The sequence below is a fragment of the Guptibacillus algicola genome, assembly GCF_020171805.1.
Taxonomy (GTDB): Bacteria; Bacillota; Bacilli; order Bacillales; family Guptibacillaceae; genus Guptibacillus; species Guptibacillus algicola.
In genome coordinates, this window is sequence record NZ_JAIVAF010000003.1 from 126,689 (window position 1) to 139,236 (window position 12,548).

At 44.4% G+C, this 12,548-nt stretch carries 12 protein-coding genes; 7 read left to right on the forward strand and 5 right to left on the reverse strand.

What is annotated here, in order from left to right; all coding sequences use genetic code 11:
• Positions 1 to 57: 57 nt before the first annotated feature.
• On the reverse strand, positions 58 to 3,093 hold the full coding sequence (locus LCM09_RS08080) for an efflux RND transporter permease subunit (protein ID WP_224880456.1): 3,036 nt from the start codon (positions 3,091 to 3,093) through the stop codon (positions 58 to 60).
• Positions 3,094 to 3,369: 276 nt separating this feature from the next.
• Between LCM09_RS08080 and LCM09_RS08085 the strand changes: the two genes are divergently transcribed.
• The 7 genes from LCM09_RS08085 (at position 3,370) to LCM09_RS08115 (ending at position 8,427) form a co-directional block, all read left to right on the forward strand.
• A complete protein-coding gene (locus tag LCM09_RS08085; RefSeq protein ID WP_404800801.1) occupies positions 3,370 to 4,818 on the forward strand; it encodes a SulP family inorganic anion transporter in 1,449 nt (482 codons plus the stop codon).
• A gap of 15 nt (positions 4,819 to 4,833) precedes the next feature.
• Entirely contained in the window at positions 4,834 to 5,253 is a 420-nt protein-coding gene (locus LCM09_RS08090; protein WP_224880459.1) for a universal stress protein, read from the forward strand.
• A gap of 174 nt (positions 5,254 to 5,427) precedes the next feature.
• Positions 5,428 to 5,571 carry a hypothetical protein gene (locus LCM09_RS08095; protein WP_224880461.1) on the forward strand — a complete coding sequence of 48 codons (144 nt, stop codon included), beginning with the start codon at positions 5,428 to 5,430 and terminating at the stop codon, positions 5,569 to 5,571.
• A 291-nt stretch (positions 5,572 to 5,862) separates the two neighbouring features.
• Positions 5,863 to 6,399 carry a sigma-70 family RNA polymerase sigma factor gene (locus tag LCM09_RS08100; protein WP_224880463.1) on the forward strand — a complete coding sequence of 179 codons (537 nt, stop codon included), beginning with the start codon at positions 5,863 to 5,865 and terminating at the stop codon, positions 6,397 to 6,399.
• Entirely contained in the window at positions 6,399 to 6,806 is a 408-nt protein-coding gene (locus tag LCM09_RS08105; protein WP_224880465.1) for a PadR family transcriptional regulator, read from the forward strand. The genes LCM09_RS08100 and LCM09_RS08105 overlap by 1 nt, the downstream gene beginning before the upstream one ends.
• Positions 6,806 to 8,068: an FtsW/RodA/SpoVE family cell cycle protein gene (locus LCM09_RS08110; protein WP_224880467.1), complete on the forward strand. Its 1,263-nt coding sequence runs from the start codon at positions 6,806 to 6,808 to the stop codon at positions 8,066 to 8,068. The genes LCM09_RS08105 and LCM09_RS08110 overlap by 1 nt, the downstream gene beginning before the upstream one ends.
• Positions 8,069 to 8,154: 86 nt before the next feature.
• Positions 8,155 to 8,427 carry a hypothetical protein gene (locus LCM09_RS08115; RefSeq protein WP_224880469.1) on the forward strand — a complete coding sequence of 91 codons (273 nt, stop codon included), beginning with the start codon at positions 8,155 to 8,157 and terminating at the stop codon, positions 8,425 to 8,427.
• Between the two features lie 81 nt (positions 8,428 to 8,508).
• Here LCM09_RS08115 and LCM09_RS08120 read toward each other — a convergent pair whose 3' ends face one another.
• From LCM09_RS08120 to LCM09_RS08135, 4 genes are all read right to left on the reverse strand, one after another.
• Complete coding sequence (locus tag LCM09_RS08120) at positions 8,509 to 9,288, reverse strand: TerC family protein (RefSeq protein ID WP_224880471.1); 780 nt, start codon at positions 9,286 to 9,288, stop codon at positions 8,509 to 8,511.
• Between the two features lie 290 nt (positions 9,289 to 9,578).
• The gene (locus LCM09_RS08125) at positions 9,579 to 10,142 is read right to left on the reverse strand and encodes a VanZ family protein (protein ID WP_224880473.1); all 564 of its coding nucleotides are present in this window, start codon (positions 10,140 to 10,142) and stop codon (positions 9,579 to 9,581) included.
• A gap of 182 nt (positions 10,143 to 10,324) precedes the next feature.
• Entirely contained in the window at positions 10,325 to 11,866 is a 1,542-nt protein-coding gene (locus LCM09_RS08130) for a multicopper oxidase family protein (RefSeq protein WP_224880475.1), read from the reverse strand.
• A gap of 133 nt (positions 11,867 to 11,999) precedes the next feature.
• Positions 12,000 to 12,302, reverse strand: coding sequence for a hypothetical protein (locus LCM09_RS08135; protein WP_224880477.1), 303 nt, complete (start codon positions 12,300 to 12,302; stop codon positions 12,000 to 12,002).
• Between the last annotated feature and the right edge of the window lie 246 nt (positions 12,303 to 12,548).

The following is a 12,548-nucleotide window of genomic DNA, read 5'->3' on the forward strand; positions in this document are numbered from 1 at the left end:
CGAGCTTAATAGAAAAGAAGAGCCTGGAGCGGCATTCGCCACGTCCAGGCTCTTCTTTTATGCATTTGCACTCTTTTCTTCCTTCACATCGATCTGTATTCGCTGCTTCTTCGACTTCCTGAAGTACAGCAATTCATAGAAAACAGGTACGATGACAAGCGTCAATGCAGTTGCAACCGTAAGCCCACCAATGACAACGACTGCGAGTGATTGAGAGACGAGGCTGCCTTCTCCTGCGTGACCGAAGAGAAGCGGGATCATCGCACAGATCGTTGCGATCGCCGTCATGATGACCGGGCGAAGGCGCGTTCCACATGCTTCGATAATCGCGTCACGGATCGTCATCGTTTCTTCATTTTGTTTCACGCGGTCGATCAGTACGATCGCATTCGTCACGACGATTCCGATCAGCATCAGTGCTCCGATTAAGGCGGTTGCGTCAGCTGGTACTCCAGAAATAAGAAGTCCAAGTACGGCACCGATTGATGCGAGTGGCAGGGTGATGAGAATCGCGAGCGGTGCGCGAAGTGTTTTAAACGTCAGCACCATGACCAAGTACACGATAAGAATCGATGCAAGCATCGTCAGGCCAAGGTCCTGGAAGTCACTTGCTTGCTGTGCGGATGCTCCTCCGGTATCGATGCTCATTCCCTCAGGCAGATCGAGATCAGTAATAATCTCTTGGATATCTTTTGAAACGACAGAAAGCTCTTCAGGCGTTACTTCTGCGGTAACTCTCGCGTATAGGTCGCCATTTTTATGAAGAACGGTACTTGGCTTTTCGTCTTGCGTAATCGACGCAACGTCAGAAAGTGGTAAGACGCCTGTATTTGTCGCGATCGTTAAGTCTTCTAGGTCTGAGAGTGTACCCGGTGTTACCCCAGCGTTTAGGAAGACAGGTGTACTCTGCTCATCGAGTGTTACCGTTCCGATTGGCTGTGGATTAAGAAGGCTTCTAATCTGCATCGCTGCCTGTTGGGTATTCGCTTTTTCTGTATCGATCTCAACCGTATACACAGGTGTTGTTTTATCCTGGTTGCTCGATACTTTCTGAACGCCGTCAACGCCTTCGATCTTTTCCATGAGCGTCTCAGATGTGTTCAGTATGTCTTTCGTATCATTTCCAACCACATCATATGTGATGGAAGAGTTGGAAGAGCCGCCGAACATAGAGGTCGGGTAGGCTTCGATCTCGACGTTCTTTTCATCTTTCTTCGCTTCATTCACGTCATCGATGAAGGCTTCCGCATCAGCTCCCTCTTCCATGATGAAGGTGTACATGACCGTATCAGGGTCGCTCACCTCTCCGTACTGAGCGGCTTCCGTACTCGAGCCATACTGCGTGATGAAATGCTCATAGCCTTCGAATCCTGTTAGTTTTTCTTCGAACGACAGCATCCGTTCTTTGATTTCATCCTCTGGCGTATCGCTCGGGAAAACCATATCTACGACTACGATGGAGGCGTCGCTCGCGCCAGTTGCCGCTTTCGGCATGCCAACATATAGACCGATCGAACCGAAGAGGACGACGACTGCGACGAGAATCGGTACGAACTTATGGTTCAGTGACCATTTCAATACGCGCAAGTATCCTTCTGGTCTTCGGTGTGGTGGCAGAGTGGTGTTCTTCAACATCGCTCGGCTCAGTACAGGCACAACCGTTAAGGCTACAAGAAGCGATGCGAGTAATGAGTATGATACTGTAAGCGCGAATGGAAGAAGGAAAGCTTTTAGCGATCCATTCACGAGTCCCATCGGTAGAAATACCGCAACGGTGATCAGGGTGGAGGACGTGATCGCCCGTGATACTTCCTTTGTTGCGTCGATTACTGTTGCTTTCGACAACCGTTCGTTCTGACTTTTTCTAAAGATGTTTTCGACGACAACGATACTGTCATCGACGAGTCGCCCGACGGCTACAGCGATTCCACCGAGCGTCAGGATGTTAAGCGTTACTCCTGACAGCCAGAGAAGAAGTAGCGTAATCCCGAGTGAGAGCGGAATCGAGATCGCTGTTACGATCGTTGGCTTCAATTTTCGTAAAAAGAGCAGGATCACGAGCGTCGCAAACAGGGCACCGAGTCCAACTTCACGCACCATGCTGTTAACGGAGCTCTTCACCATATCCCCCGTTGTAAAAAGCGTCTGCGCTTCAACACCACCATACTTACTGTTGATTTCTTCAACCGTATCAACGACCTGGTTACCAGCCGTTACCGCACTTGCATCGGTTTCCTTAAACAGAATCACCGCGAGTGCTTCTTTTCCGTTAACGCGCGTCACCATGCTGTCGGATTTCACTTTCTCGACAGACGCAACATCCCCAAGCTTCACTTCAGGCGCATCAGGGATTTGAAGTGGAAGCGTCAGGTTCTCGATGCCTTCTAGCGAATCAAGATCATCCGTAACAGTGATCGTGCTTCGTTGACCATCGATCGTACTCGTTCCAGCGGCTGCTGACACGCTTTGTCCTTGAAGGACACCCATGACAGCATTCACTGGTATACCGAGTTCCTTCATTTTGTCATTATTGAGGTTAATCTGAACGCGAGATGTGTTTTCACCCATCACGCTTGCTTGAGAAATCACGTCGGTATTCTCAAACATCGGTCGAAGCTCATCTTTTACAAGCTCAGTGTTTTCTTTCGTCAACCCGTCATCAAACGTGACGGCTACTTGCCCAACTGGAATCATCGACGTGTTCAGCTGAGACACTTGTGGCTCTGAAACCCCTTCAGGTAGAGAGAGCGAAGCAATCGCATCTCCTACATTGGTCTTCGCCTCTTTCATCACCGTACTTGAATCAAAGTTGATGATGATCTGTGAGTATCCTTCTCCTGTGGTGGATAACACACTCGTCTTTCCTTCGATCGAAGCGACCGCTTGCTCAATAGGCTCCGTGACAGAATCCGTCATCGATCCAGCGTCATAGCCTTGCCCAAACGTGACGACCGTTACTTGAGGGTTATCCGCCTCAGGTAAAAACTCCATCGGTAACATGAAATAGCTCACTGTCCCAACAAGCATCGTAATCACAATGAACAACCCCATCGCCGCTTTGTTTCGAAACGCCCAATTCGTAATCGCTTGCATTTTCCTTCCCCCTGTTTTCTGAATTTCTCCCTTTTGTCATGGTGTTTTCTCATTCGATAAGTAGCAAATTTCTGCGCTTCACATAGGAAGCAGGTGATGCTTTCTATGTTGTTATGTACAGATACGATTGTACGTCAGAATGGTTTCAAGTATTCGAATGTAATAGAAAAGTATTTGTCGACAGCATTCGAGCATTACCGGGTGGTGACAGGCACCATGAGTATGACTCCTATCATTTAACGCATACTAACAGGAGCTATGAAGGGAGGGATTTGTTTGAATACATCCACCTATCGGGATTCATGGTTTGGTAATGTGAAAGGTGATATTTTATCTGGGCTGGTGGTTGCGCTAGCACTCATTCCTGAAGCGATTGCGTTTTCGATCATCGCAGGCGTCGATCCGATGGTTGGGTTATACGCATCGTTTACGATTGCAGTCACTATTTCATTTGTAGGTGGGAGACCAGGGATGATTTCTGCTGCGACAGGTGCGATGGCACTACTATTTATCGAGCTTGTTGCTGAACATGGTCTTCAATACTTATTAGCAGCATCGATCTTAACCGGTATCATTCAAGTCATTTTCGGACTGTTTAAGTTAGCCCGCTATACGAAGTTCATCCCGAGGTCCGTGATGGTCGGGTTCGTAAACGCGTTAGCCATTCTCATCTTCACGTCTCAGCTCGAACATTTCGTAGATGAGTCGTGGATCATGTATGTCCTTGTTGGTGTCACGTTAGCACTCATCTATTTGTTTCCATATGTGACGAACGCTGTCCCTTCAACACTCGTTGCGATCGTGTTTGTAACGATCGTCACGATCTCGATGAATTTCGATATTCGAGCGGTTGGGGATATGGGAGCTATTTCACAAACCCTTCCGATCTTTCTCATTCCAGACATCCCACTCTCGTTCGAAACGCTCGTCATCATTTTTCCGTATTCCATCGCACTTGCGATCGTTGGATTGTTGGAATCTCTCCTTACTGCTTCGATCGTGGATGATTCGACTGAAACCACTAGCGATAAAAATATAGAAAGCAGAGGGCAAGGGATCGCGAACGTCATTACTGGATTCTTCGGTGGAATGGCAGGCTGTGCGATGATTGGACAATCGATCATCAATATAAAATCTGGGGGAAGAGGAAGACTTTCTACGTTTGTCGCAGGTATTTTTCTCATGTTTCTAATCGTGGTCGTAGGTGATATCGTCGTTCAAATTCCGATGGCTGCACTAGCAGGGGTCATGATCATGGTCGCGATCAGTACGTTCGATTGGAATTCGATTCGGACGATTCATCTAGTACCCCGAACGGATGCTGCGGTCATGGTCATTACGGTCATCACGGTCGTACTGACACACAATCTAGCTATCGGCGTATTTGCAGGAATTATCTTAAGCTCCATTTTCTTCGTTTCGAAAATATCGCGTGTCCGTGTTGTGGAAGAAATAAAAGCCGGAAAGGTTCTTTATTCGTTACATGGAGAGCTTTTCTTTGCATCTGTTACAGAACTTCTCGATCAATTTGACTATGATGCTGATGTTGAGGAAGTTGAGATCAATTTAGGTCGTTCACATATATGGGATGACTCTGCTGTCGTAGCTGTGGAGAAGATCGTCTCGAAATTTAGATCAACTGGAAAAAAAGTGATCGTAACAGGGTTAAATGAGGACAGTACCGAATTAGTAGGGAAGTTAGCAAATAAGCTGGGATCACATTGATGGGGGGCAACCACTATGTATCAGAAGATCTTACTTGCAACGGATGGATCAGAGCACTCTAAGCGGGCTGCAGAAAATGCGGTGAATATCGCAAAATGTTCACAAGGATCAAAGCTCGAGGTCGTGTACGTTGTCGATGCAGACCGAGCGAAAAGCGATGTGCTTACACATTGGAATTCAGTCGACGTAAACGACTCGAGGAAAGATCAGGTCAGTGAAGTAGAACGCATTGCGAAAGAAGCAGGCGTTACGTACGAACTAAAAGTACTACGCGGAGAACCTGGTCCAGTGATCGTGAAGTACGCGAACGAGAATGAGTTCGACATCGTTATTATTGGGAGCCGAGGACTGAACGGTTTGCAGGAGTTTGTGCTCGGGAGTGTGAGTCATAAGGTGGCGAAGCTGGCGAATTGTCCGGTGTTGATTGTGAAGTGAATAACAGGAGGGGCCAGGCACGTGCCTGACCCCTGGGCTAGTACATATTCAACGAAGACGGCGAAAAACTCGTCGTCTTTTTCTATTGTAGAAATTTAATTTGAGATTTCCAATAAATTCTGGAATAATGGCAAACGTGTCAGAAAAAGACAAACGATTGGAAGTGGCATACACATGGGTACATTGTTTATCATTTTGATCATTGCAGGAATTTTTGCGATCTATGATGCGTTACGAAAGATCAATAACAACATCATGGAACAGACGGAGGAAATCAAAAGGGTTGGATTAGAAGCTAAGCACAGTAAGAAAGATTAGGTTCATAGAAAATGAACATTATTAGAATCATTAGGGTCGTGAGTATCTTTTTTGTGCTTTACATAACAGCAGCCTGGATCTTACATAAAGTCGTCACGTAGGTTCGAGATACACTACCGTTCTTTTTGGCTTGGCTGATCATTTTATTAATCTTAATCGTCAGCTATTTAGTAAGACGACAGAAACGACGATAACATTGGAGAAGGCAATTTTCTTAGAGGGAATTGTCTTTTTTACGTTTTTATAAAACTTTCAAACGGCTGCTTCGTCTAATGTATGGGAGGGTGAAAAGTGGAAGAGTACGTTGAAGAGATATGCATAGTAGAAGATAAAGAGATTGCGATCGATGAAATCATGAGAGTGTATGGGCAGGATGTGCTTCACCTCGTTTACTCCTATGTGAAAGATCCATCCATCGCAGAGGACTTAACGCAAGAGATTTTTGTGAAATGTTATAAGAACCTTCATACATACAAGAGAAATTCAAAACTGAAAACATGGGTGTGGAGAATCGCGATCAATCACTGTAAGGATTATTTGAAGAGCTGGTACAAACGAAAGGTGATTCCGGCAGAAGAACAGATCAACATAGTGAGCTCAAATGAGGACGTCGAGGAGTTTCTCATTCAACAGGAGGCAGACGGTGAACTTGTTGACGCCGTGATGGGACTACCTCTGAAATACCGTGAAGTGATTTATCTGTTCTATTTTGAAGAAATGCCGATGAAAGAGATCAGCGGCGTGACGGGTCAGAAGATCAATACCGTGAAAACGAGATTGAGGAAAGCAAAGGAACAGCTTCGAGCTAAGTTAGGAGGAGAGCTGTGATGGAGAACCGATTAAAGAATCTGAAAAAGTCGATGACGAATACGTCTTTTCGTGAATTGGAATTTACAGAAAATCATAGGCTAGACGTTCATAAGAGAATTCGTCAGGAGGAAGAAGATGAGGATGCGATTCTTGTAGCAATTCTGCAGTTACTTTCTGAAGAAAAGTCAGGCTATGATGTAGCGAAACAGCTCCGTGGAAGAGGGATCGAGAAGTTCGAAGACAATGAAGGATTGCTTTACACCATGCTGCATACGCTCGAACAAAAGCAGTATCTTAGCGTCAGATGGATTGAAGAATCCATCAAACTCTATCACATCACGAAGAAAGGTAAGCGGGTGGTAGAGAAGCTTGAGAAAAGCAAGGATGTTTCACGTCTAAGGAAGTTCAAAGAGGTAAGCGACTGATGAAATCAAGGGACTTTTTAAATGAAGTTGTCGGGCATATGAAATCACATGAAGCGAGAGAACTGGTGACGGTCGAACTCGAGCACCATGTGGAGAGTGAGAAGAAACGCTTGATTGGGAAAGGATACGGGGAAGAAGAAGCTGAACGTCTAGCTGTTGAACAGATGGGTAACCCAGAACAGATTGGTCAGCGTCTCAATAAAATCCATCGACCGAAAACGGACTGGTGGCTGATCGGACTGCTCGCAGCTACAATCGGGATTAGTTTTCTTCCCTTGTTGTTTTGGAATATGGACACGAGTTACTTTCCGAGGGCGAAATTCGCTTATACCTTCATCGGTGTCATTATCGTGGTGGCGGTCATGTTCTTTGACTATAGAAAAATCCTAAAATGGAAGTGGGCTTTCTATGGGGGTGGACTACTTGGATTACTACTTCCAATCATTACTCCAACAACATATGTGAATGGAAAACCTATCCTTACAATCGGCTCAATTGCCATTCAAGGTTCTGAAATAATCCTTTTGTTTTATTTAGCATTTTCATGTTTTCTCCTCTCAAAAAAGACCACCATATGGAAAATGCTTCTGTTGCTCGTTATTCCAGCTTTCCTTTTTCTTAGGGTCCAAGACGCCACGTCCCTTTTCATCTTTGGTGTAACGATCTTTGTTATGCTCTGGTTTAGCGATCTAAGCAAAAGGAAGGTAGCTGTACTCACAACAGGTGGACTCGTTTCGGTGGTCTCTGGTGTATTGCTCATGTGGAGTACTCTAGATTATTACCAAAAGGAGAGATTCATAGGGTACATGAATCCAAAGGAATTTCCAGATACAAGCGGCTACATGTACTTGCATCTAAAGGATGTGATCGCTGATGCAGGCTGGTTTGGTCAGAATAGCAAAGAGCTCTTCATTCCTTCTGGTCATACGGATTTTGTTTTCGTTAGCTTAACCTATCATTTCGGATGGCTTACTGGGATGGTTGTTTTTATCGTGCTGACGATGTTGATGGTTAGGATGATCTTCATGACGATGGCCATCAGGGATCAATTTGGACAGATGCTCGTTATAGGAGGACTTGCTTTATTCTCTGTACAGTTTCTTTATTCGGTCGGGATGATATTCGGTCTCGTTCCGATCGTATCACTATCGTTACCGTTTATTAGTTACGGATTATCGCAAACGCTAGTGAATTCCGTCGTGTTTGGGCTCGTGCTTAGTGTGTATCGGAGGAAGGACCTTGTGCTTAGCAAAGCAGTTTGAGGGAAGCTATTGATTTAGTTATTACTTAAAACTTATGGTGAGACAAGTAGATAGAAAGAATTTGCTAACATGGTGGAGGGATAGTAGTGAGGAAAAGATTAGGGTTAGTTCTAGGTATTGTAGGAGTCATTACGTTGTCAATTGGTATATCAGATGGAATAGTAAAAGGAGAAACTAGTATGGGGGATCAAACTAGAGTTGTAACAGTTGAAGAGCAAAATTCACATGAAAAAAGAGTTCCTATTGACATCGCCACTGTTATTACCGCAGAAGAACAAACTATGGTAGAAAGTTCTTCAATTGTAGAAGGATTCGTTCCGCAGGAAAATGGAATTGGGTTTTACTTTAAGAAAAAATAGTAACCATCGAAATGTAGAAAACACGCTCGATCTAAAATCCGAGCGTGTTTTTTGTGGACGTTGATAAGCAGTTTCTCTTTATTAACCAACATTTACAGTTTCGTTCGATTGAACTTGTTTTTCTTTAGACATCAACCAACCACCTACACCGATGGAGAGAAGAACTGTCCAGAAGATGATTTTCCACGTTGCGCTCTTAGGAAAGCTCTCTGATAAAATCGCAAGTTCAGGGTGCGCTAGTGTGTAAACCGCTAATTTTACCCCAACCCAAGCAACGATTAGGTATGCTGCTGTTTCAAGTCCAGGTCTCTTATCAAGAAGTCCAACAAAGTAACCAGCGGCAAATCTCATGATCACAAGACCGATGATTCCACCAGTAAGGATAATCGCGAAGTGACCTCCATCTAACCCACCGATTTCAGGAAGGGTTGTAGGGGATAGCGTCACAGCTAAAGCAACAGCTGCAAGGATCGCATCAATTGCGAACGCGATGTCCGCAAGCTCAACTTTGATAACCGTTACCCAGAAGCCAGATCCCTTTGACTTCTTTTCCATCTTCACGAGCTTTGGTTTTAAAACATGCTTCTTCAGAAGGTGATACGCAGCAACTCCGAATAAGTAGAGTGCTCCAATCGCCTGCACTTGCCAGATGTGAACAAGGTAGGAAATGATGAATAGTGAACCAAAACGGAAAACAAAAGCACCAGCGAGTCCGTAGAATAAGGCTTTTTTACGCTTGTTTTCAGGAAGGTGCTTCACCATCGTTGCGATCACAAGCGCGTTATCTGCTGCCAAAATCCCTTCCAAACCAATCAGGATAAGCAATACCCATCCGTACTCCATTACTAGCGCTAAATCCATTTTACATTCTCCCTTTTCATATTTTGACCAAATAAAAAACCTTCACCAACAAATGTGGTAAAGGTTTGGATGTACGTATCTATCCCTTTACCAAAATTGGCAAAGGTCTCGCAAACAACATTTCTGTTGCCAGTTAAGCCGGTGATGTATCATCACGTAATGTCGACATAACTGTAAGCTACTCCCCTTTGGAGTGTTATAAGCTCCTTGTGAGCACAGTTTTTACTCGATAACTGTAAGATAATCATATGCGGTTTTGATGGAATAGTCAATCAGTTTTTTTCGACATTTCATGAGCTCATTCGGGTGGTGACAGGTACCGCATATTTGAGTGTCACATGATACAAAGCGTATCCTATTATGCCGCCTAGTGTATTAAGAATGAGGTCATCGATGTTGCCGATTCCTACGCCAAATATAGTCTGAGAGATTTCAATCACGAGTGACGAAAGTAGTATGATAATGCTTATTCTTAAACCATTAAGATTACTGAACCACCATGGTAGTAATAGTCCCAGTGGAAACAGAAGAAAAAGGTTCCCTACAATGACTGTACTTATTCCATAGAAGTTAAGGATATGAGTGATCGAGTCAAAGGGGATTATTTGTATGTCACCAGGTTGTATGATGATGGATCTGTTTTCTGAAACCCTTTCGATGATGGTGTATGGGATGACCGCAAGTCTTGTAATAGAAAGAATACCCATAATGTAAATGAATGAAATGACTAACGCAGCAATTTCGGTTAGTAAACGATGGTTCTTTGAATCTTTCGTTCTTTGTCTTCTTAAGACAAGAACAACAGCAATAAAAAAGAGTGGACCGAAAACTGGTAAGACATATTGTAAATCCATTAATGCTTGCACAATATATGCGACCATCTAATTCATCCCTAATTTCTACTTTGATTTCCTATAGCTATACTGTATCTACCTCATTATAGCTTTCGGCCGAAGGATGACATAGTGGCTTATGGATTATTAATTCGACAGAATCCAAGTAAGTTCGAGCTCATTCGGGTGGTGACAGGCACCGATCAGGGACCCTTCACAACCACTTCATACGGTCGCATCATCTCATAATCTTCATGCTCTAAAATATGACAGTGCCAGACGAACAAACCAGCATATGGGGTGAACGTCATGATGATTCGGGTAATTTCTTTCGGATTCGCTCTCACCGTATCTTTCCAACCTTGCTCGTTAAGAGCTGGCTTCACCCGAGGACCTGTCGTTTCGATTCGTCCTTCTTTTTCATACACATCACGATCAAAAGGCTGGCGATCAAGTATTTGGAACTTCACGAGATGGAGGTGAATCGGGTGCGTTGCATTCGAAACGTTCACGAGACTCCAGATCTCCACATCACCTAATTCAGGCTTCTCTGTAATCGGATCGGACCAAAGGTTATTGTTTAATAGGTGGATCTCACGTCCATATTGATCCGGTCTCATCCCAAGGCTGAGGTTTCTCTCATTATTCGATTGCTGCTCACTCATCACATGGTAGGTTGATAAATAATTCGGAACACGACTATGGTCAGGAGAAGAGAGGTGGTCCTTTACACGAAACTGCATGACGACACCCGTTGTTTTCGGATTCGGTAACTTGCCTTGTGGAAAAGGGGAAGCAGCGTCATTCGTCATCACGAGTTCTTCACCAGCAGAAGAACTAAAATCGATCACCACATCCGCACGCTCAGCTGGCGCAAGCAACAAGTTCCGAACCGCGACAGGGTGTTTCAACAAACCCTGGTCTGTACCGATTTGAATAAACGGCAGACCGTACGAAAGTGACAACACATAAAACCTCGCGTTCGCCCCGTTCAAAATCCGAAACCGATATTTCCGAGGCTCGACTTCAAAGTATGGCCACACCATCCCATTTACAAGATTCGTTTTCCCAAAAAAGTCAGGTAGTACAGATGGATCAACACCTTCAACAGGAGGTTTCGGTTCAGATGGGTAGTACAATGATCCATCATCTTGAAAAGACCGATCCTGAATCACGAGCGGGATATCATACTCCCCCTTTGGTAACGGCAGTGACAGCTCTTCCTTATCATGAACGATATACATACCAGCAAGCCCCGCATAGATGTTCAAGCGAGTAATCCCCATCGCATGATCATGATACCAAAGGTTCGTCGCAGCCTGACCGTTCGGATACTCATAAACAGGATGTGTAAAATACTTCCCAACCCGCTGAAACCCAGGCGTAAACCACGCTTCAGGATACCCATCACTCGTTTCAGGCGTCACCCCACCATGAAGGTGCACGACGGTACGAACTTCAGGTGCGCCATGATCCGCCCCATGAACCGTCGTATCAATAGGAAGAAAATGCTTCTCTGGAAGCTCGCTTTTCCACAGCACATGTACCGGCTGATTTCGAAACACATGAAACGTCGGTCCAGGAAACACACCGTTATAGCCCCAAACCCGCGTCGGAGGCAAATCACGATGAAGCTTCTGCATGCTTTCTTTCATTGTCACTTCGTAAAAGGGAATCTGATTCTTAATCGTAGAGGGCTGAATCACTGGCATGATAGGGAGGCGATCCACAAACTGTTCGAGCATGTGTGCCACTCCTTCCAAAACACGGCTTTTTTACATCATATGTTTTGGAAGTGATATCTTTCGTTACGGATGGAGAGAAGGGTGATTTGCATAGAAGACAGTCTTCAAGCGAAGGGAGGGAAAACTACACGGGTTATGCTGCGCTAATCCCAATCCAAATGAAGTAAAGCGTGACCGAGACGTTGAAGATCGTGAGGAGAAGAGCGATGCTCGCAAGTCCTTTTTTCTCATCACCTGACCTAAAAACAACGAAAGCTAAAAGGATAGAAATTGCACAACCAATTAGGATAAAGATCATGACGTTGATAGCAGTTGATTCACCAGATGCGTTTGAGATCGGATCGATTAGGAACATCGCAAGCGTTGTTAACAAAGCTATAACTAAAAAGAGGTATGATTTCCAAGTCGTCGTCTTTGAGTGATACATGTTGTACATGGGTAGGCTCCTTTCGTAGTTGGCAGCTTTTAATAAGGTGGCAGAGGAAAGAATGCTTTTTAAACGATAGTATATGTAACTTACATGGTATGAATGCTCTTTACTATTATTGATCAATTATATGTTCGATCGTAACATAAAGGTTTATTTCCGCATAATTTAGCAAATTTACTTTTTATATTCGTTATTAAAATTCAAAGGCCTTGACCACAGGCTCTGCTTGAATAGTCTTCAAGGATATAGCAG